The sequence below is a fragment of the Xanthomonas indica genome, assembly GCF_040529045.1.
Taxonomy (GTDB): Bacteria; Pseudomonadota; Gammaproteobacteria; order Xanthomonadales; family Xanthomonadaceae; genus Xanthomonas_A; species Xanthomonas_A indica.
In genome coordinates, this window is the sequence record NZ_CP131914.1 from 2,755,345 (window position 1) to 2,776,291 (window position 20,947).

16 protein-coding genes and 1 tRNA gene are annotated in these 20,947 nt (G+C 67.3%); 12 read left to right on the plus strand and 5 right to left on the minus strand.

Translation table 11 applies throughout. From position 1 onward, the window contains the following. The first annotated feature begins 26 nt into the window (after nucleotides 1–26). The 10 genes from hflX to Q7W82_RS12010 all read left to right on the plus strand — a co-directional run bounded on the left by hflX (nucleotide 27) and on the right by Q7W82_RS12010 (nucleotide 11,752). Nucleotides 27–1,352: a ribosome rescue GTPase HflX gene (gene hflX / locus Q7W82_RS11965; RefSeq protein ID WP_242161316.1), complete on the plus strand. Its 1,326-nt coding sequence runs from the start codon at nucleotides 27–29 to the stop codon at nucleotides 1,350–1,352. A 155-nt stretch (nucleotides 1,353–1,507) separates the two neighbouring features. Next, nucleotides 1,508–2,002 carry a CinA family protein gene (locus Q7W82_RS11970; protein ID WP_160946565.1) on the plus strand — a complete coding sequence of 165 codons (495 nt, stop codon included), beginning with the start codon at nucleotides 1,508–1,510 and terminating at the stop codon, nucleotides 2,000–2,002. Between the two features lie 34 nt (nucleotides 2,003–2,036). After that, nucleotides 2,037–3,713 carry an AarF/UbiB family protein gene (locus Q7W82_RS11975; RefSeq protein WP_242161317.1) on the plus strand — a complete coding sequence of 559 codons (1,677 nt, stop codon included), beginning with the start codon at nucleotides 2,037–2,039 and terminating at the stop codon, nucleotides 3,711–3,713. Nucleotides 3,714–4,047: 334 nt separating this feature from the next. Continuing rightward, entirely contained in the window at nucleotides 4,048–4,683 is a 636-nt protein-coding gene (gene lexA, locus Q7W82_RS11980; RefSeq protein WP_242161318.1) for a transcriptional repressor LexA, read from the plus strand. Nucleotides 4,684–4,879: 196 nt separating this feature from the next. Then, nucleotides 4,880–5,917, plus strand: coding sequence for a recombinase RecA (gene recA, locus Q7W82_RS11985; protein ID WP_048489003.1), 1,038 nt, complete (start codon nucleotides 4,880–4,882; stop codon nucleotides 5,915–5,917). 118 nt (nucleotides 5,918–6,035) lie between these two features. Then, on the plus strand, nucleotides 6,036–6,527 hold the full coding sequence (gene recX / locus Q7W82_RS11990) for a recombination regulator RecX (RefSeq protein ID WP_242161319.1): 492 nt from the start codon (nucleotides 6,036–6,038) through the stop codon (nucleotides 6,525–6,527). Nucleotides 6,528–6,633: 106 nt separating this feature from the next. Next, nucleotides 6,634–9,285: an alanine--tRNA ligase gene (gene alaS / locus Q7W82_RS11995; protein ID WP_242161320.1), complete on the plus strand. Its 2,652-nt coding sequence runs from the start codon at nucleotides 6,634–6,636 to the stop codon at nucleotides 9,283–9,285. A gap of 136 nt (nucleotides 9,286–9,421) precedes the next feature. Further along, on the plus strand, nucleotides 9,422–9,634 hold the full coding sequence (gene csrA, locus Q7W82_RS12000) for a carbon storage regulator CsrA (protein ID WP_010341308.1): 213 nt from the start codon (nucleotides 9,422–9,424) through the stop codon (nucleotides 9,632–9,634). A gap of 81 nt (nucleotides 9,635–9,715) precedes the next feature. Then, nucleotides 9,716–9,808, plus strand: a tRNA-Ser gene (locus tag Q7W82_RS12005). Nucleotides 9,809–11,290: 1,482 nt separating this feature from the next. Then, nucleotides 11,291–11,752: a hypothetical protein gene (locus tag Q7W82_RS12010; protein ID WP_242161321.1), complete on the plus strand. Its 462-nt coding sequence runs from the start codon at nucleotides 11,291–11,293 to the stop codon at nucleotides 11,750–11,752. A 616-nt stretch (nucleotides 11,753–12,368) separates the two neighbouring features. Here Q7W82_RS12010 and Q7W82_RS12015 read toward each other — a convergent pair. From Q7W82_RS12015 to Q7W82_RS12035, 5 genes are all read right to left on the minus strand, one after another. Beyond that, complete coding sequence (locus tag Q7W82_RS12015; protein WP_242161322.1) at nucleotides 12,369–12,965, minus strand: hypothetical protein; 597 nt, start codon at nucleotides 12,963–12,965, stop codon at nucleotides 12,369–12,371. A gap of 613 nt (nucleotides 12,966–13,578) precedes the next feature. Then, nucleotides 13,579–13,749, minus strand: a complete 171-nt coding sequence (locus Q7W82_RS12020; protein ID WP_019797255.1) for a CsbD family protein — start codon at nucleotides 13,747–13,749, stop codon at nucleotides 13,579–13,581. A gap of 300 nt (nucleotides 13,750–14,049) precedes the next feature. Next, nucleotides 14,050–14,601, minus strand: a complete 552-nt coding sequence (locus Q7W82_RS12025; protein ID WP_242161363.1) for a CPBP family intramembrane glutamic endopeptidase — start codon at nucleotides 14,599–14,601, stop codon at nucleotides 14,050–14,052. Nucleotides 14,602–15,370: 769 nt separating this feature from the next. Next, nucleotides 15,371–17,509 (minus strand): glycogen debranching protein GlgX, encoded by a 2,139-nt coding sequence (gene glgX / locus Q7W82_RS12030; RefSeq protein ID WP_242161323.1) that lies wholly within the window; start codon nucleotides 17,507–17,509, stop codon nucleotides 15,371–15,373. A gap of 224 nt (nucleotides 17,510–17,733) precedes the next feature. Continuing rightward, complete coding sequence (locus tag Q7W82_RS12035; protein ID WP_242161324.1) at nucleotides 17,734–18,435, minus strand: pirin family protein; 702 nt, start codon at nucleotides 18,433–18,435, stop codon at nucleotides 17,734–17,736. 149 nt (nucleotides 18,436–18,584) lie between these two features. Here Q7W82_RS12035 and Q7W82_RS12040 point away from each other — a divergent pair, with 149 nt between their 5' ends. Beyond that, a complete protein-coding gene (locus Q7W82_RS12040) occupies nucleotides 18,585–19,520 on the plus strand; it encodes a LysR substrate-binding domain-containing protein (RefSeq protein ID WP_242161325.1) in 936 nt (311 codons plus the stop codon). 140 nt (nucleotides 19,521–19,660) lie between these two features. Continuing rightward, on the plus strand, nucleotides 19,661–20,650 hold the full coding sequence (locus tag Q7W82_RS12045; RefSeq protein ID WP_242161326.1) for a VTT domain-containing protein: 990 nt from the start codon (nucleotides 19,661–19,663) through the stop codon (nucleotides 20,648–20,650). The last annotated feature ends 297 nt before the right edge of the window (nucleotides 20,651–20,947 follow it).

Here is a 20,947-nt window from a genome sequence, read left to right on the forward strand (position 1 = left end):
TTCGGTGGTAAAGAGCGGAGCCGCGGGTGTTTGATCGGTCCCGCCGCGGCGAACACGCACTGCTGATCCAGCCCTACGCGGGCGGTCCGTTGGAAGACGATGTGCTGGAGGAGTTCGCCGACCTGGCGCGCTCGGCCGGCGCCAGCATCGCCGCCACCGTGACCGCGCGTATCGACAAGCCGAGTCCGGCGACGCTGATCGGCAGCGGCAAGCTGGAGGAGGTCAAGGCCGCCGCCGACGCCAGCGGCGCCGACCTGGTCCTGGTCAACCACGCGCTCAGTCCCGGCCAGGAGCGCAACCTGGAGAAGATCCTGGAGCGGCGGGTGATCGACCGCACCGGGCTGATCCTGGACATCTTCGCCCAGCGCGCGCGCAGCCACGAAGGCAAGCTGCAGGTCGAACTGGCCCAGTTGCGGCACATGGCCACGCGGCTGGTGCGCGGCTGGACCCACCTGGAGCGCCAGCGCGGCGGCTCGATCGGCCTGCGCGGCCCCGGCGAAACCCAGTTGGAAACCGACCGCCGCCTGCTGCAGAAGCGGGTCGAGCAGTTGCAGAAGCGGCTGGAGAAGGTCGAGGTGCAGCACACCCAGATGCGCCGTGCGCGGGTACGCAGCGAACTGCCGCGGATCGCGGTGGTGGGCTATACCAACGCCGGCAAGTCCACGCTGTTCAACGCCCTGACCGGCGCCGAGGCCTACGCCGCCGACCAGTTGTTCGCGACCCTGGACCCGACCGTGCGGCGCATCGCGCTGCCCGGCGGCAACGCGATGCTGGCCGACACCGTCGGCTTCGTGCGCAACCTGCCGCACGAACTGGTCGCGGCGTTCCGCTCGACCCTGTCCGAGGCGCGCGAAGCCGATCTGCTGCTGCACGTGGTCGATGCCGCCGATCCGCTACGCGAGGAGCGCATCGCTCAGGTCGACGAGGTGCTGCATGCGGTCGGCGCCGGCGAACTGCCGCAGTTGCTGGTGTTCAACAAGATCGACCGTATCGACGGCGCCGAGGTGCGCCACGATGCGCAGGACGGCGTGCCGGACACGGCGCGGCGCGAGCGGGTGTGGATCTCCGCGCGCGACGGCCGCGGCCTGGACCTGCTGCAGCATGTGCTCGGCCAGCGCCTGGGCCTGCGCCACGTGCAGGGCAGCCTGCGCCTGCCGCCGAGCGCCGGACGCCTGCGCTCGCAACTGCACCAGTTGCAGGTGATCCGCAGCGAGCAGGCCGACGAGGACGGCTGGCTGCTGCAGGTGGACATCCCGATCACCGAGGCCGAGCGCCTGGCCGCCGCGGCCGACGGCGCGCCGATCCGCGCGCTGCTGCCGCCGCGCGAGCAGGAGGAGTGGCAGCAGCGCTAGCGGTGCGTCGGGCCGCCGCGATCGAGCGAGTGTCGGCCGGCGCGGTGGCGGCACCTGCGCCGCGATGGCTGACGCCCAGCCGTCCGCCGGCGCGCACAGGCGCGACAGCCACGGCGAATTGGGCTACAAAGCGCACTGGTTTACCGAGCTGTGCCATGACGCTTCCCACCGATTCGGAGTTGTTGCAACAGGCCACTGCGCTCAGCGACCGCTTGCGCACCGCGCGCGAGCGCCTGGTCACCGCCGAAAGCTGCAGCGGCGGCTGGATCGCCAAGGTGATGACCGACGTCGCCGGGTCCTCGGCGTGGTTCGACTGCGGCATCGTCGCCTACAGCTACGAGGCCAAGCAGGCGCTGCTGGGCGTGCGCCCGCAGACGCTGGAGCATCACGGCGCGGTCAGCCGCGAGACGGTGATCGAGATGGTGTCCGGGGCGCTGGTCAATTCCGGCGCCAGCGTCGCGGTGGCGGTCACCGGCATCGCCGGCCCCGGTGGCGGTTCGGCCGACAAGCCGGTCGGCAGCGTGTGGCTGGGCTGGAAGCGCCGCGGCGGCTACGCCAGCGCGCAGTTGTTCCACTTCCCGGGCGACCGCGACGCGGTGCGCCGGCAGACCGTGGCCGCGGCCCTGCACGGCCTGGACGCGCTGCTGTGATCATGGCCGCGCGCCTTCCCCGAGGATGAGCGCGATGTGGGAGGCCTTGAGCACCGTCCGCGACCTGGGGCGTCTGCAGGAAATCGCCTCGGTGCTGATCCGCTACGGGTTCGGCGACGTGGTCCGGCGCATCGGCATGGCCGACGTGCTGGAACGCGCCGGGCGCCTGCTGCACTGGCACAACGCCGAGGAGATGCTGCGCATGTCGGCGCCGCAGCGGGTGCGGCGCGCCCTGCAGGATCTCGGCCCGACCTTCGTCAAGCTGGGCCAGGTGCTGGCCACGCGCGTGGACCTGCTGCCGCCGGAGTGGATCGACGAACTCGGCGAATTGCAGAACGCGGCGCCGGCGCTGGACTATCCGCAGATCCTGCCGCAACTGATCGAGGCGCTCGGCGAGGCGCCGACGGCGATCTTCGCCCAGGTCGAGGAAACCCCGCTGGCCGCCGCCTCGCTGGCGCAGACCCATCGCGCCTGGCTGCACGACGGCACCGCGGTGGTGATCAAGGTGCGCCGTCCCGGCATCCGCGAGGTGATCGAGGCCGACCTGCGACTGCTGGCGCGGCTGGCCGAGATCGTCGAGGCGCGCGCGCCGGACCTGAAGCGCTACCACCCGGCCGCGGTGGTGCACCAGTTCACCCTGTCGCTGCGCCGCGAGCTGGATTTCGCCGGCGAATGCCGCAACGCCGAGCGCATCGCCGCCAACTTCCAGGGACACGACGAGATCGTGATCCCGCGGGTGCATTGGCAGTGGACCTGCGAGACGCTGAACGTGCAGGACTTCGTCGCCGGCATCGGCGGTCGCGACCTGGCCGGGGTCGAAGCCGCCGGCCTGGACCGGCGCCGGCTGGCGCGCACCGGTGCCGACATCGTGCTGAAGATGGTGCTGGAGGATGGCTGTTTCCACGCCGATCCGCATCCGGGCAACATCTTCTACCTGCCCGGCGAGCGCATCGCGGTGATCGACTTCGGCATGGTCGGGCGCATTTCCGAGCAGCGCCGCTACCAGGTGGTGCAACTGCTGCACGGGCTGGTCACCCAGGACGCCGAAGCGGTGGCCGACATCCTGCTGGAGTGGACCGACGGCGAGGTCGAGGTCGACGAGGCGCGCCTGCAACTGGAGATCGCCGCCTTCGTCGACCAGTACCGCGGCGTGCCGCTGAAGGACCTGCGGGTGGGCGCCATGCTCGGCGACGTCACCGCGCTGCTGCGCCAGCACGCGCTGGCGCTGCCGGCCGACCTGGCGCTGATGATCAAGACCTTCCTGACCCTGGAAGGGGTGGGGCGCCAGCTCGATCCGGACTTCGACATGGCCGGCGCCGCCGCCCCGTACCTGGAGCGGGTGATGCTGCAGCGGTTCGCGCCGCGGGCGATGGCCCGGCGCGGCCGCCGCACCGTGCTGGGTGCGCTGGAATTGCTCGGCGACCTGCCGCGCGATACGCGCCGGCTGCTGCAGGCGGCGCGGCGCGGGCGCCTGCAGTTGAACGTGGAGACCGGTTCGCTGAAAGGCTTCGGCGACCAGGTCAACCGCGCCGCCAACCGCCTGACCATGGGCATCGTCACCGCTGCACTGATCATCGGCTCGTCGATCGTGATGAACAGCGTCGGCGGCATTTCCAGCCGCTGGTTGCTGGCGATCGGCGTCTGCGGCTTCGTCGGCGCGGCGTTGTCCGGCGTGTGGATCCTGTTCTCGATCTGGCGCAGCGGGCGCTGAGCGCGGCACGCACCGTCGAGCACGCTCCGCCGCAAGGCGTCGAGGCTGGTGGGTCGGGCACCGCGCCGCGTCCACAGCAGCCTGCGCACACGTACTCCCACTGTGGGAGGGGCTTCAGCCCCGACGCGATGTAGCCAAGTCGCTCTGCCCACAGCGCTATGACGAAATGCATAGCTACCTAAGAAGGACGCGCGAAGCAGAGGCTGCGAGGCGCCTGCCAGCGACGGCAGGCTGTCGTGCGGACCTGCCCAAGCCGCCGGCAACGCTGCGCACCGGCACTGCGGCTCCACGCGCCAGTTGCTCGTCAGTCGATTTAGTAGTATTACTACTAACTATGGACCTGACCGAAACCCAGCAGGCGATCCTCGACCTGATCGCCGAGCGCATCGAACACGATGGCGTGCCGCCGTCGCAGACCGAGATCGCCCGTGCCTTCGGCTTCAAAGGCGTGCGCGCGGCCCAATACCACCTGGAAGCGCTGGAACAGGCCGGGGCGATCCGCCGCGTGCCCGGGCAGGCGCGCGGCATCCGCCTGCTCGGCGGGGCGGCGACCCCGGCGCCGGCGGCACAGGTGGACAGTGCCGACGTGCTGCGCCTGCCGGTGCTCGGGCGCGTCGCCGCCGGCCTGCCGATCGGCGCGGACATCGGATCGGACGATTTCGTGGTGCTGGACCGGGTGTTCTTCTCGCCGGCACCGGACTATCTGCTGAAGGTGCAGGGCGACTCCATGCGCGACGAAGGCATCTTCGACGGCGACCTGATCGGCGTGCACCGCACCCGCGATGCCCGCTCCGGGCAGATCGTGGTGGCACGCCTCGATGAGGAGATCACGGTCAAGCTGCTGAAGATCGGCAAGGACCGCATCCGCCTGTTGCCGCGCAACCCGGACTACGCGCCGATCGAGGTGTTGCCGGATCAGGAGTTCGCCATCGAAGGCCTGTACTGCGGCCTGCTGCGCCCCAATCGCTGATGCCGCGCGTGGAGCAGGGCATGCACTACAGCGCCGGCCGGACTTTTCCGACCCCAGATATCGCCATTCGCCGCTGCCGTAGCCCGGTCCGGACGAATTATTTTCATCTCGCCACGCACTGTCTCAGTCCGTGCGATACCAGGCCCTTACATTGACCTCACTCCGCAAATCCTCCTCACCTTCCAAGGACACCACAATGGACGAGAACAAGAAGCGCGCGCTCGCCGCCGCCCTGAGCCAGATCGAGAAGCAGTTCGGCAAGGGCTCGGTGATGCGGATGGGCGATCGCGTCATCGAAGCGGTGGAAGTGATTCCGACCGGCTCGCTGATGCTGGACATCGCGCTGGGCATCGGCGGCCTGCCGAAGGGCCGCGTGGTCGAGATCTACGGTCCGGAATCCTCGGGCAAGACCACCCTGACCCTGCAGGCCATCGCCCAGTGCCAGAAGAACGGCGGCACCGCCGCGTTCATCGACGCCGAGCACGCGCTGGACCCGATCTACGCCGCCAAGCTGGGCGTCAACGTCGACGAGCTGCTGCTGTCGCAGCCGGACACCGGCGAGCAGGCGCTGGAAATCGCCGACATGCTGGTGCGCTCGGGCTCGGTGGACATCGTGGTGGTCGACTCGGTCGCCGCGCTGACCCCGAAGGCCGAAATCGAAGGCGAGATGGGCGACCAGTTGCCGGGTCTGCAGGCGCGCCTGATGAGCCAGGCGCTGCGCAAGCTCACCGGCAACATCAAGCGCTCCAACACCCTGGTGGTCTTCATCAACCAGTTGCGCATGAAGATCGGCGTGATGATGCCGGGCCAGAGCCCGGAAACCACCACCGGCGGCAACGCGCTGAAGTTCTATGCCTCGGTGCGCCTGGACATCCGCCGCATCGGTGCGATCAAGAAGGGCGACGAGATCATCGGTAACCAGACCAAGATCAAGGTCGTCAAGAACAAGCTGGCGCCTCCGTTCAAGCAGGTCATCACCGAAATCCTCTACGGCGAAGGCATCAGCCGCGAGGGCGAGTTGATCGACATGGGCGTGGAAGCCAAGCTGGTCGAGAAGGCCGGTGCCTGGTACAGCTACGGCAGCGAGCGCATCGGCCAGGGCAAGGACAACGCCCGTGGTTACCTGCGCGACAACCCGCAGGTCGCGGCCAAGCTGGAAAGCGAGCTGCGCGAGAAGTTCCAGCCCACGGAGATCGCCCCGAGCGAGGCCGAGGCGGAAGACGACGACGCGTAACGGTTTTCTGCCGGGGGAGCGGTGGAGTCAGTGCCGCTCGTCTCCCTCGGCAGTCTTGAGCAAGCCAGGAGGGCGCGCGCCAGGGACGGCGCATTTTTCAGGGTAGGGTGGCTGGCGCATGAGCGACGAACACGCGCAGGAACCACGCCGGCGTCGCCGGCAAGCGGAGCAGACGCCGCTGCAGAAAGCGCTGGGCCTGCTGGTGCGGCGCGAGCATTCGCGCAAGGAACTGACCCGCAAGCTGCGCGCGCGCGGCGTGGAGGCCGAGGCCGCTGCCGAGGCGGTGGAGCGCCTGAGCGGCGAGGGCTGGCAAGACGATGGCCGCTTCGCCGAACTGCTGGTGCGCAGTCGCGCCGGGTCCGGCTACGGCCCTCTGCATATCCGTGCCGAGCTCGGTACCCACGGCCTGGACAGCGAGGCCATCGCCACCGCGATGGGCGCTTTCGAAGGCGACTGGACCGAAAACGCCCGCGATCTGGTGCGGCGCCGCTTCGGCGTTGCCGGGGCGATGGACCTGCCGCAGCGGCGCAAGGCCGCCGATCTGCTGGCGCGGCGTGGCTTCGATGGCGACAGCATCCGCGCCGCGGTCCGCGACGCTACGGAGGACTGAGCGGGCCGGGCCTGCTACCCTTGGCGAGTTGTCTTGTCCGGTTTCCGTGGCGCCCTCATCTAGGAGGGAGTTGCCGGAAGCCCGTCCGCTCGTCTATAGCCAGCCCATGAACGCACCCGCCAAATTCTCCACCTCCCAGATCCGCAGCGACTTCCTCGACTTCTTCAAGGGGAAGGGCCATACCATCGTGCCGTCCGCGCCGCTGGTGCCCGGCAACGACCCGACGCTGCTGTTCACCAATTCCGGCATGGTGCAGTTCAAGGACGTATTCCTGGGCGCCGAGAAGCGCAGCTACGTGCGCGCGGCGGACGTGCAGCGCTGCCTGCGTGCCGGCGGCAAGCACAACGACCTCGATTCGGTCGGCTACACCGCGCGCCATCACACCTTCTTCGAAATGCTCGGCAACTGGTCGTTCGGCGACTACTTCAAGAAGGACGCCATCGCCTGGGCCTGGGAACTGCTGACCCAGGTCTGGAAGCTGCCGGCCGAGCGCCTGCTGGTCACCGTCTATCACACCGACGACGAGGCCTATGCCTTGTGGCGCGACATGATCGGCGTACCCACCGAGCGCATCGTGCGCATCGGCGACAACAAGGGCGCGCCGTACGCCTCGGACAACTTCTGGCAGATGGCCGACACCGGTCCCTGTGGCCCGTGCACCGAGATCTTCTACGACCACGGCGCGCACATCGCCGGCGGTCCTCCGGGCTCGCCGGACGAGGACGGCGATCGCTTCATCGAGATCTGGAACCTGGTGTTCATGCAGTTCGACCGCCAGCCCGACGGCACCCTGGTGCCGCTGCCGGCGCCCTGCGTCGATACCGGCATGGGCCTGGAGCGCCTAGCGGCGATCCTGCAGCACGTGCACACCAACTACGAGATCGATCTGTTCCAGACGCTGATCCGTAAGGCCTCCGAGCTGACCGGCACCGCCGACCTGGAGAACAAGTCGCTGCGTGTGATCGCCGACCATATTCGTGCCTGCGCGTTCCTGATCGTCGACGGCGTGTTGCCGTCCAACGAAGGCCGCGGCTACGTGCTGCGCCGGATCATTCGCCGCGCCCTGCGCCATGGCTGGATGCTCGGCGTGCGCCAGCCGTTCTTCAGCAAGCTGGTGCCGACCCTGGTAGAACTGATGGGCGAAGCCTATCCGGAACTGACTGCAGCCCAGGACACCGTGCTGCGCGCGCTGCAGGCCGAGGAGGAGCGCTTCGCCGAAACCCTCGACGCCGGCATGAAGATCTTCGAGGACGTCGCCGCCAAGGCGCAGGGCGGGGTGATCGCCGGCGAAGATGCCTTCCGCCTGTACGACACCTACGGCTTCCCGCTGGACCTGACCCAGGACATCGCCCGCGAGCGCGACCTGCGCGTGGACGAGCAGGGCTTCGAGACGGCGATGGACGAGCAGCGCCGGCGTGCGCGCGAAGCCGGCAAGTTCGGCGGTGGCGTGCAACTGCCGGCGGACCTGGTGGCGACCCTGGCCCCGACCGTGTTCCTGGGTTACGACAGCCTGCAGGCCGACGGCCTGCGCGTGGTCGCCCTGCTCAAGGACGGTCGCCCGGTGCAGTCGGTCCAGGCCGGCGACGCAGTCATCGTGCTGACCGATAAAACACCTTTCTATGCCGAATCCGGTGGCCAGGTCGGCGATCTCGGCACACTGACCGCCGCCGGCACCCGCCTGGCGGTCACCGACACGCAGAAATTCGCCGGCCAGTTCCATGGCCATGTCGGCACGCTGGAAGAAGGCAGCCTGAAGCTCGGCGACGTGCTGGCCGGCCAGGTCGATGCCGAGCGCCGCGGCGCCACCATCCTCAATCACTCCGCGACGCACCTGCTGCATGCCGCCCTGCGCGAAGTGCTGGGCACCCACGTCCAGCAGAAGGGGTCGCTGGTGGCGCCGGATCGCCTGCGTTTCGACTTCTCGCATTTCCAGCCGATCGGGGCCGAGGAACTGGCGCTGATCGAGCGCAAGGTCAATCAGCAGGTCCGGGCCAACAACGCCGCCGAAGTGCATCAGATGGGCATGCAGGAGGCGCTGGATTTCGGCGCCATGGCGCTGTTCGGCGAGAAGTACGGCGAGCGTGTGCGTGTGCTCAAGATGGGCGACTACTCCACCGAACTGTGCGGCGGTACGCATGTTGGGCGGACCGGCGACATCGGCCTGTTCAAGATCACCAGCGAAGGCGGCGTCTCCGCTGGCGTGCGCCGCATCGAGGCGGTGACCGGGCAGGGCGCGCTGGACTACGTGGCGGCCGAGGAGGCCCGGCTGCGCGAGGCGGCCGACCTGGTTGGCGGCAACAGCCACGACTTGGTTGACAAGATCCGCCAGCTCGGCGACCGCTACAAGCGCATGGAGCGCGAACTGGAGGCGCTGAAGGCCAAGCTGGCGTCCGGTGCCACCGCCGACCTGGCCGGTTCGGCGGTCGACGTCGCCGGCGTGAAGGTCCTGGCGGTGCGGCTGGAAGGCTTCGATGCCAAGGCGCTGCGCGAGGCCATGGACCGCCTGAAGCAGCAGTTGGGCGACAGCGTGATCGTGTTGGCCGGCGCCAGCGAGGGCAAGGTCGCCCTGGTCGCAGGCGTGAACGGCAGCCCAATGGGGCGGGTCAAGGCCGGGGAACTGTTGAGCCACATTGCCGGTCAGATCTCGGGCAAGGGCGGCGGCCGCCCGGACCTCGCCCAGGGTGGTGGCGAGGACGGGCCCGCCCTTGCCCCTGCGCTCGCCGGCGTCCCGGCCTGGGTCAAGCAACATCTCCCCTGAACACCCGAGCCGCGCGCCTTGCTGGCAAGGCGCGGCTTCCCGTAACATCACCCCTCTTTTCCCTTTCATTATGGGGCGTGCCGCAGCGCGGGCGCCGTGCCGGTGAGACCCACCGGTTCCCTGGAGAATTCAAACAATGTTGATCCTGACTCGCCGGGTAGGCGAAACCTTGATGATCGGCGATTCGGTCACCGTGACGGTGCTTGGGGTCAAGGGCAATCAAGTGCGCATCGGCATCACCGCGCCGAAGGACGTGGCGGTGCATCGCGAAGAGATCTACCAGCGCATCCAGCGCGGCGACGAGCCGAACTCGCACGGCGGCGGTCACGGCGATCAATCTGCCGATTGATGCGTCAAAAGGGTTTACCTGAGCCCCCACAACCCGGTATTCTTCGCGCCCGGTCGCGGAATATCCGCAGCGCATAAATCCGGAGTGATGCCCGAGTGGCTGAAGGGGCTCCCCTGCTAAGGGAGTATAGGGTCAAAAGCTCTATCGAGGGTTCGAATCCCTCTCACTCCGCCAGTGTCAAGGAAACGCCCGCAAATCAACGATTTGTGGGCGTTTTTCTTTTTCGCCACCTTGGACACTCGCTTGGACACTTCCATGCGAGTCGCGCACTCCCTGACGTGCGGCGAGACCGTCGCTACTGCGCTTGTTTGCGCGCTCCTGCTGAGCTGTAGGCGCGCTTTGAACGCGAGAGCGGCAGCGCAGTCAGTACCGTGCGACCTGCGATCGTGCTGCACTCGACCATGCGGTGACGCTTGTCGTCTGCTGTGCCCACGCTCAAGCCGTTACAGCGCTTCCGTATCAGGACAAGCCGCATGGGGCGGCGCTAAGGAATCGTTGCGGCGGCGGAAGGGCGTGTCATCGCGCGCGGACCTCAAGTGCGTGCAGCCGCCAGCAGAGCCTGTGCGGGCCGGTGGAGAGGCGAGACCAAGGCTCGGTCGCTGTTTCGGCGACTGGCGACGCGGCCATCGTGCCACTGCCCGTGCCTTCGTCTAGCGTCCACCTCGCTTCCCTCGTGCAAGGTCATCATGCCCATCGGCGAGGGCCCTCTGGTCGGCGTGGCCTCCGCCATCGCGATAACTGCCGGTCAACATCTAAGGCAAGCGCCCACCAGGACAATCGTCCATAAGACCCGCGGGCTCAGGGCTGTACAGCGCTGTGCGTGGTCAACCAGCATGAGGGCAAGCAGATCGTGTTGCCGAACGAGCTTGCATGGAACGACTTCTCGCATTGGTTCTTGCGCCAGACGGCGCGGAGGCATGTCCCTGCCTGCATCGGTGCCGGGCTCTCGCGTGCACGAAGCGCATTGAAGGCACGCAAAGCGCACCACTGCCTGCGAGGCGGCTTCTCTGCACGCGTCCTGGGCTGGCAGCGCAAAAGCAGTGGGTAAGGAGCCCCTGCAGCATGTGCTCACCTGTGGTCCGATCTAACGCATCTTCGGCCCGGATATCTCGCGCAGTTGAAGAACGGCGCGACGCGGTGGATCGCGCTCCATCACACACATGTGCTGCTCTATGCGTGGCGCACAAGCGCTCGACTTTTTCTGCAGATGTTCCAGCGACAGCAGTTCAGCGCCATCGATACCTGGACATGCTGCAGGATTTGACCAGAACAGGGCGCGTTCGACCGCAAGCACGTGGTGGCCTATCGCTGCGCGCGGCAATCCTCATGGGCAGTCTCGTGATTGACATGGTGAGTTGCGACGAGCGCTCATCTCGGGTCGGCAAGAGCATGCATGGACTCACCGTTGTGGCCCATGGCCATCTCCTTGCGCAAAGAGAAAGAGAGCGCGTGTTGCACTGATGTTCCATGGTGCTGCTTGCATGAAGTTCATTCGATCGCTCCAGCTAAGCCTGATGACAGCGCACCTTTGACAGGGCGCGATGAAGACGGCTGTGTGCGATTGAGCAGGCAACTTCGCATTGACCAATGCGGCCGCTCTCTAAAGAATGTGCACGCCGCAGACTGGCGGCGTTTCGTTTCTACTTTGGTATCTAGATGCAATCACACAAGATTCGTTTCATCATCATTGCGGTGCTCTGCTTTTGCATGACGGTTGCCAGCGTGGTCACCTTCTTGAGCCGACCATCGGCTGTGCCGGACAGGCTGCTCGAGTCGAGTGGCACGGTGGGCTCGGTCCGCGCATCGCGTAGCAAGTCAAGGTTGCAAAGTGTCAACTTTACCGTGGCGCCCGCGGGTGACGAATTCAAGTATTCCAGCATCCTTCCAGGTATCGATCCGCTGTGGAATGAGATCAGGGCAGGAGCACCGGTGCGCGTCACCTTTTCCGAAGAAGACGGCGAGCGCGAAGTGTGGGGATTGCGGCTGGGCGATCGCGTGGTTGTGACGCCGGACCAAGCGCTGCAAGCGCGGCGCGAAAACGGCAAAAACGGGATCATCTTCGGGCTGCTCGCATTGGCGGGGGCGGGGTACTTCCTGCATCTCGCTCGCAAGGCATAACCAACGCCAAGGGTAGTTGGAGAATGGCCGTATGGGGGCTTCTCTTCTCTTGGGAAGACGCCTCATGGTGCAGCGGTGCGTTCTCGGGTCGAGGGGCTTGTAGCCAAGTCGAAGCCGGATGGCGCTCGCGGCAGGCGAGCGCCTTCTGCGCGTGTGCTCTTTGATCCCCTTGGAGGCTCGCCTGGAGCTTTCATTGGTGTAGCGCATTCCCTCAAAACGTGGCGAGGGTGGCGTCTGCTCCACTCGTTGCGCGTTCCGGCCGAGCGGCGAGTGCATTTCGGCTGCAAGGCCATAGCGCGCAGCACCGGCGCAACATGCGACCGCGCCCGCCCCGCCTGGCTGGTTTAAGTCTCAACATCCCTGTTGCGCCGCCGACCGCGCATTGCGTACTTCAGCGGGCTTGCCGTGATCGTGCGCAGTGGAGTCGCATCAAGGTTGGGTCGCTCACGTCACCTTCGACGGATGGACGGCAGTGACGCATCTGGGTGGCTTCGCTTGGGCGGCGGATGGTCGCTACGTCTGGGCAGGTGTTGCAGGCATGGCGAAAACGGCCAGTTCGGTGGCATCGGCAGCGGCGATGATTTGATCCTGCCTGCCGCGCCACACGGGCTTGCTTTCAGTTGCCCGGGTCGAGGGTCATCATGATGTGGCTGATTTTTCCATGTTCAAGCTGAAAAGAGATTCGCTTATTGCCGGCTTCATAATACCGCCAGTGCTGATCGTCTCTGTCATCTGCCGTGCCTGGGCCATACTTGCCGATCAGCACATTCTGCGTATCGCCTACCGTGACGCCCCTGGCTGTTTTGATCGCGGGTGCGGTGATGGTGATCTGCGCAATCATGTAGCTGTCAATGTCGCGCTGCGCTGTTTGCCAGAATAAGTTGGCAGTGTGGATTTCAAAGCCGGCATACCGGTGCTGGTAGTACCTGTAGCTGGTGTCCCCGGCAGGCACATCTCCCACGAAGCTTTCGCTGATCTGAGCGCCTGCCTGCTTCCTGGCCTGGTCGGTCCAGCTTTCACCGAGGGCGAAAGCATGGCTGTTGATTTCCACGGTGAAATCATTGGCCGTTATTTCGGCGGGTGCTGCGCCCGTTGCTGCCGCCGCAGTCATGCCGGCCTGGGTGGCAGCAAGTAGTAAAAAGAGCAAACGTGTTGCGCCTCTGGGTGAGGCGGTAATGGCGATCGATGGTTTAATTGAGGCGAGGAGCATCATCGGTAGATTTGTGTTCGGAAAAGCTGCCGAACATTATCGGGTTGCTGGCTCAGGCTAGGCAACGCGCGGCGGATGACATGGTGTCGTCATCGTGGAGGCGATCGCGAGCACTGCTACGGCTCGCAGTCGCTTCCACGTCAGCAGCGACTCCTGGGCGATGTCATGAGGCGCCACTGCGTGTGGCACTGCGGCGTACGTCTGCACCTGGAGTGACGCCACTGCGCGTGGACGGGCGTGCAGCATGCCGTTCCGGCGCGAACTGCCGCCGTGACGATCTTCGTGCGAATGCGATTAGTGGTGCAGTTGGGCTGCTTACGGACCTAGTCGAGCGCGCAGTCCACCAGATCGTTGTGGATGCGGTCCACCAGCTTGGAGGTGAGCGTGCTGGTGTTTGCTCGCCATGCGTGTCGCCGACCGACTGGTGTGACAGCATAGCTGACTGCATGGCGGCAATGTTCGATACGTCGGTCGATTCGCCAATTGCCCTAGAGGCCTGAGCAAATCGGAGAGTCCAATGCGCAGAGCAAATCGGCAAACCAGGGAGTCGGCAAGCTGACGCCGCTAGCAGAAGCTCCCCAGCGATGTACGGCAGGGGAGCACCAAGGCCTGCTACTCAGCCGCGCGCGTGGTCGCGCGCCTTGCCGACTTCGCTCTGTACCTTGCCGGCGTTCTTCTGCATCTTGCCTTCGACTTCCTTCATCTTGTTGCCGGTCACCTTGCCGGCGACTTCCTTGACGGTGCCCTTGATCTGGTTCTTGGCGCCTTCGGTGCGATTCTTGTCCATCGTTGACTCCGCAGTAGGGATGCCCTCAAGTGGGCATCGCCAAACTGCGCGCCGGCCGGTAGCGCCCGGGTGAAAATCGAGCCGATGCGCACGCGCCATTTAGGCGGCGGACGGGTTGCGCGCTGACGCCTGCGCTATTCATCAAACGCGTCATGGCGCATTCCTTGTGCGGGAGTGCTTTGGGTCTTGCGCCGGAGGGCACAGAGATAGCGGCGCGATCTTCCGTCCTCCAGCTACGAGCGGAGCCGTTCGTCAGCATCGGCAGGCCGATCGACGGCCTGCGTCTGCGCCTGCGCTGCGTCAGTACCAGCCGAGATACAGGGTGGTCACGCCCCAGGTGTCGATCAGGCCGTGCGCGAGGATCATCGCCCACAGGTTGCGCCGGGAACGCAGATAGGCATACCCGAACATCATGCCGACCACGCCGGTCAGCAGGATGCCGGAGGCGCCTTGCGCGGCGTGCATCAGGCCGAACACCACGCCGCCGGCCAGTGCGGCGGTCCAGCGGCCGCCGCGCAGCCGCCCGAACAGGGCATCGAGCTGGTGCATGAGGAAGGCGCGGAACACCAGTTCTTCGCCGAGTGCCGCGCTCAGCCAGGCCGCGCCGATCAAGTGGGTCGTGGCCTGGACGTTGCCTTTGAGCGCGCCGTAGGCGCTGTAGTCGGTCTTGTGTCCGGTGATGGTGTCGATCAGCGGTTGCAGCAGCGGCGTGATGAGGCCGACGGTCAGCAGCACCAGCAGGGCCGTCCAGCCGATCACGGATAGCAGGCGAGGGCGCGCCACGCCGCAGGCCGCGGGCGAGCGCGTCTCGAGCCACACCAGGGCGAGACCGAGCAGGCCGACCACCGGCATCCGCCAGGGGAACGGCAGCCATGGGTAGGACGCCAGCGCGAGAATTGCGGCGCTCAGCGCGATGCGCAGCAACGGGTGGCGCATGACGGCGATGCCGTGGGTCGGGTGGAAAGTGCTGTGCTGAGTCGAGTCGCGCATGCCGGATGGGGAAGCGGGTGGGTGCTCAGCGTAACGAGCTTGCGTTCTCCAACACTGTGCCAAAGGCCATGCAGGCCAATTGCACCTGCACTGCGGCGGCGTTGTAGTGGCGCGAGGCGATGTCGTGTCACGGGCGCGGCGGCGTGGCCGGCGCCGGCAGCCGTGCCGTGCAGATAGAAGCTGAAAACCGAGCGCGCTCTTTCAGTAGTTGTTCGCCGTCATCAGCGGGTGCTGCATCGTGGTTTCGTGCGAGGCGTCTTTCGAATCAGACGCGGCTGGCGCTTGCCGGATGTGGCGGGTTCGGCACGCATGTGACCGGGTTCGATCGCGACGCTACCAGGCGCCGCCGCAATTCTCGCGAGGCGGACTTCCTGCATTGCGCTCCGCGAGACGAGTCACGGCCACGACCAGGCAACGAGTCAAACTGGCAGTCGCGCGCACGCACGGAGCGCATCTGCGCATGCAGTCCATGCTGCGTGCGTCGACAGCGCAGCTGACTCTGAGGTCTACGCGGTGAGGCGTCAGCGATGCTGCCGTGCTGTCGGTCATGCGCACAGACACGCCGTCGCCGCCAGCGACGCATGCTGGCGGCGGAGGGCGAAACGCTGTCAGTGCGCGACGCGGCGTGGGGTCACGCCGACGCGGGCGCCTGGCACTCGAACACGCTGACGCTGCGCGGCGGGGCCAGGAACTCGCTGGCACCGGCCGGCATGCTGTCGACCTGCAGCGCGTCGTCGGTGGACAGCACCAGCTTCCAGTGCAGCTCATCTTCCGAGGAGGGCAGTACGAAGCTCACGCCCTCGTGGTAGGCATTGATGACGATCAGCAAGGTGTGGTCGTTGGCCAGTTCCTTGACGCCGGAGGTCTGCGCCTTGCCTTCCAGCAGCAGGCCGACCGAACGCGCGCCGGCGTCGGTCCAGTGCGCCTCGTCCATCTCGGTGCCGCCGGGATTGAGCCAGGTGAGGTCGCGTACGCCGGCTTCCTCGTTGTACTGGCCGTTGAGAAAACGCCCGCGGGTGAGGATCGGGTAGCGCCGGCGCAGCGCGGTCAGGGCTTTGACGAAGGCGGTGAGGCGGCCCTCGCTCGGGTCGCGCTCCCAGTCGATCCAGGTGATCTCGTTGTCCTGGCAATAGGTGTTGTTGTTGCCACCCTGGGTCTGCGCGCGTTCGTCGCCGGCCAGCAGCATCGGCGTGCCTTGCGACAGCAACAGCGTCGCCAGCAGGTTCTTCATCTGCCGCTCGCGCAGCTGCAGGATGCCGGCGTCGTCAGTCTCGCCCTCGGCGCCGTAATTGCACGAGCTGTCGTGATCGGAGCCGTCGCGATTGTCCTCGCCGTTGGCGTCGTTGTGCTTGCCGTTGTAGCTGACCAGGTCGTGCAGGGTGAAGCCGTCGTGCGCGGTGATGAAGTTCACCGAGGCCCACGGCCGCCGCCCGCGCCGGTCGAACAGGTCGGCCGAGCCGGTGAAGCGGGTGGCGAATTCGGCGAGCTTGCCGTCGTCGCCCTTCCAGAACGCGCGGGCGTTGTCGCGGAACTTGTCGTTCCACTCCGACCAGCCCGGCGGGAAGTGGCCGACCTGGTAGCCGCCGGGGCCGCAGTCCCAGGGTTCGGCGATGAGCTTGACCTGCGACAGCAGCGGATCCTGGTTGCAGGCGTCGAGGAAGCCGCCGCGCTGGTCGAATCCGGTGGGCTCGCGGCCGAGGATGGTGGCCAGGTCGAAGCGGAAGCCGTCCACGTGCATTTCGCCGGCCCAGTAGCGCAGCGAGTCGTTGACGAACTGGATCACCCGCGAGTTGCTCAGGTTGAGCGTGTTGCCGGTGCCGGTGTCGTTGATGTAGTAGCGCTTGTCCTCGGCCAGGCGATAGTAGCTGGCGTTGTCGATGCCACGGAAGGACAGGGTGGGACCCAGTTCGCTGCCCTCGGCGGTGTGGTTGTAGACCACGTCCAGGATCACCTCCAGGCCTTGGCGGTGCATGGCCTTGACCATGTCGCGGAACTCGTCGCGGTGGCCGCTGGCGAGGTAGCGCGACTTGATCGCGAAGAAGCCGAGCGTGTTGTAGCCCCAGTAGTTGCGCAGGTCCTTGTCGAGCAGGTGCTGGTCGTCGAGGTAGGCGTGGACCGGCAGCAGCTCCACAGCGCTGACGCCCAGTTCCTTGATGTAGCGCAGCACCGGTTCCTGCGCCAGCCCGGCGCAGGTGCCGCGCAGTTCGTCCGGCACCTGCGGGTGGCGCATGGTGTAGCCGCGCACGTGGGTCTCGTAGACCAGGGTCTGGTTCCACGGCGTCAGCAGGCGCTGGTCGTCTTCCCAGTCGTAGGTGTCCTCGACCACCACGCACTTGGGCATGAACGGCGCGCTGTCGCGCTCGTCGAAGCTGAGGTCGCCGTCCGGGTGGCCGACGGTGTAGCCGTACAGCTCGTCGGCCCAGATCAGGTCGCCCTCAAGTTCGCGCGCATAGGGATCGAGCAGCAGCTTGTTGGGATTGAAGCGGTGGCCTTCGCTGGGGGCGTACGGGCCATGCACGCGATAGCCGTAGCGCTGACCGGGCTTCACGTCGGGCAGGTAGCCATGCCAGATTTCGTTCGTGTATTCGGGCAGGTCCAGGCGCGTCTCGGTGCCGGCCTCGTCGAACAGGCACAGCTCCACGCGGGTGGCGTGCGCCGAGAACAGGGCGAAGTTGGTGCCCTGTCCGTCGAACACGGCGCCGCGCGGAAAGGGACGCCCTTCGCGGATGCGCGAGGGGGTGGCGTAGGCGGCGCTGGTGGGGTGGCGCATCGGCGGCTCTCGGCCGGCATACCGGCAGTAGGGGAGGGAGAGCGGAAGCATCGCCGCGGAGGCCGTGCAGGACGCGTTACGGGGTGCCGAGGGTGGCGTGAGGACACCGGCGGCGCGAGGCGCAACCGGTGCAGCGACGCCGTGGCGCCGCTGCGCGGTCCGATCACGCGCGGTCGCGGTCGTGGCCCGGTCCATGGCCCCGGGCACGACCTGGGCTGCAGCGCTCAGCGCGGCAGGTCGAACAACAGGAACTCGCTGTCCTGGGCGTCGGTGAACTGCAGGCTGGCCTCGTCGACCGCCTGGAGGGCGTCGCCGGCCTGCAGGGTCTGGCCATTGACGGTCAGGGTGCCGCGCACCACCTGCACATAGGCGCCGCGCCCGGCCGCCAGCGGATAGTCCAGGCGCGCGTCGCCGTCGAGGATCGAGGCGTAGATGCGCGCGTCCTGATGGATGCGCACCGCACCATCCTCGCCCTGCGGGGCCGCGATCAGCCGCAACTGGCCGCGCTTGCTGTCCGGGGCGAAGTGCTTCTCCTCGTAGCCCGGATCGATCCCGGCGCGCTCGGGCATCACCCAGATCTGCAGGAAGTGCACCGGCTCACTGGCCGAATGGTTGAACTCGCTGTGGGTGACCCCGGAGCCGGCGCTCATGCGCTGCACGTCGCCATAGCGCAGCACCGAGCCGTTGCCCATGCTGTCCTTGTGCTCCAGCGCGCCGTCGACCACGTAGGACAGGATCTCCATGTCGCGATGGGCGTGGGTGCCGAAGCCCTCGCCGGGCTGCACGCGGTCTTCGTTGATCACCCGCAGTGGCCCGAAGCCCATGTGGCGCGGGTCGTGGTAGTGGCCGAAGGAGAAGGTGTGGCGCGAGGACAGCCAGCCGTGTTCGGCGCGGCCACGGGTGTTGGCGGGGCGGATCTGCAGCATGGGAGGCTCCTTGGTGACGTTGATGTGCAAGTGGATCGAAAGCGCCGTTTGCGTTGATTTAGCGTGCGCTTCGGCTTGGAAACAAGTATCCGCGCTGTCGCCGGGTTTGAAAAACGGATAGATTCGGCATCCATCATCGAAAAATTCGAATGCTCAAGCTCAGCCTCGATGCCCTGCAGATCCTCGACGCCATCGACCGTCGTGGCTCGTTCTCGGCCGCCGGCAAGGCCTTGCACAAGGTGCCGTCGACCATCTCCTACACGGTCGCCAAGCTGGAGGAGGACCTGGGCGTGCAACTGTTCGAGCGCCTGGGGCCGAAGGCGGTGCCGACTGCCGCAGGCGCCGAACTGCTGCGCGAAGGCCGCCATCTGCTGCGCGCGGCCGGCGACCTGGAACTGCGCGTGCGCCGCGTCGCCTCGGGTTGGGAGACCGAGTTCGCGCTGGGCCTGGATGCGGTGTTCGCGCCGGAATGCCTGGCGCAGGACATGGCGGCGTTCTACGCGGTCGCCGACCGCACCCGGTTGCGTGTGGTGCAGGAGTCGCTGTCGGGTACCTGGGAGGCGCTGCTGGACCGGCGGGTGGATCTGCTGGTCGGGGCGGCCGGCGAAGGCCCGAGCGGCGGTGGCTACGTGGCCGAGCCGCTCGGCACGCTGCCGTTCGTGTTCGCGGTCGCGCCCGGGCACCCGCTGGCGCAGGCGCCGGAACCGCTCAGCCGCAGCCAGTTGAGTGCGCATCGCGCGATCGCGGTGGCGGATTCGGCGCGGCGGCTGCTGCCGCGCACGGTGGGGCTGCTGTTCGGCCAGGACGCACTGACCGTACCGGACATGCGCAGCAAGTACCGGTTGCAGCTGGCCGGGCTCGGCTTCGGCTTCCTGCCCGAGCCCTATGCGCGCGCGGCGCTGGCGCGCGGCGCATTGGTGCGCAAGGCCGTGGAGGAGCCGAAGCCGGACGAGGTGTTCCAGTTGGCCTGGCGCAGCGGCGAGGAGGGCGCGGCGCTGGCCTGGTGGCGCGCGCGCATGCGCGCGCCGGGCGTGTTCTCGGCGTGGCTGGCGCAGATGGCGGCGCGGCTGGACGAGGGCGTGTGATGCACGTCGGGGCACCGGCAACGCGTGCTTCAGGGCGGCGATGGATGGGTCTGTTCCGCCGGTGATGCCGTCGCGCCCATGCGCGCCGCGGATGCCGGGAGGATAATGCGCGGCATCCTCTTCTCTCCGCCCGCCACGCCATGCAGGACCTGATTGCGCGCTACGGACTCGGGCTGGTCTTCGTCAATGTCCTGGCCTTGTCGCTGGGCCTGCCGGTGCCGGCGCTGCCCACGCTGATCCTGGTCGGCGCGACCTATGCGCTGCTCGATGGGGCAGCGATGTGGAGCGCATTGCTGGGCGCCTTGTCGGTGTCGATCGCGGCCAGCCTGCTCGGCGACCTGCTGTGGTTCGGCGCGGGCCGTCGCTACGGCAACCGCACGCTGCAGTCGTTGTGCCGGCTGTCGCTGTCGCGCGACACCTGCATGAAGCGCACCGAGCGCTTCTACTCGCGCTGGGGCGTGCGCGTGCTGGCGGTGGCCAAGTTCGTGCCCGGCCTGTCGATGGTGTCGGTGCCGATGGCCGGCGCCATGCGCGTGCGTCCGGTGGCCTTCCTGCGCTACGACGCGCTGGGCGCGGCGCTGTGGGCCGGTGGCGGCTTGTTGCTGGGCCTGTGCTTCGCCGACCAGGTGCAGGACTTGCTGGACTGGCTGAGCCTGCTCGGCAGGCGCGCGGCGCTGCTGCTGGTCGGCCTGCTGGCGCTGTACATCGGTTACCGCGCCTGGCGCCGGCATACGCTGCGCAAGGCGATGGAGACCCTGCGCATCGACGTCGACGCGCTGCATGCGCTGCTGCAGAGCGAGTCGCCGCCGCTGTTGCTGGACATTCGCGCCCCGGGCTACCGCACGCTGGAGCCGTACGCCATCCCCGGCGCACTGGAAGTGGACGAGCGTCAGGTCGATGCACTGGTCGCGCGCTTGCCGCGCGATCGCACGATCGTCATCTACTGCGCCTGCCCGAACGAGGTCTCGGCCGCGGTGCTGGCCAAGCGCCTGCGCCAGCATGCGTTCGAGGACGTGCTGCCGCTGCGCGGTGGCCTGGAGGCGTGGCGTGCGGCGGGCCATCCGCTGGTCGCGCTGGATGCCGCTGCTACGACGGCGCCACCGCCGAAAGGCAACGCGATCGCGGCGTGAGTCGCCGCAGTGCGAGCGTCATGCGTTCCAGTGACATCACGAGGCGCAGGCGCATGCATGCCCGTCGATGCCGGCGAGTGCGTCGTCTGCAGGCGTGGGCGAGGTGGGTAGGGGCTCACGTCATGCCCTGATACGCTCGATCCTTCCGTCTGCGTTGCCCGCATTTCGTTGGTGTGGCCGAGCAGGCATGGCCAACAAGGCGCGTTCACTTGCCGTTCCGCGCCTCGCCGGCGGATGCGTCCATGATCCGGTCGATGGCAACACCGGCGCGGCAAGCACGTGTCGACGGCGATCCCG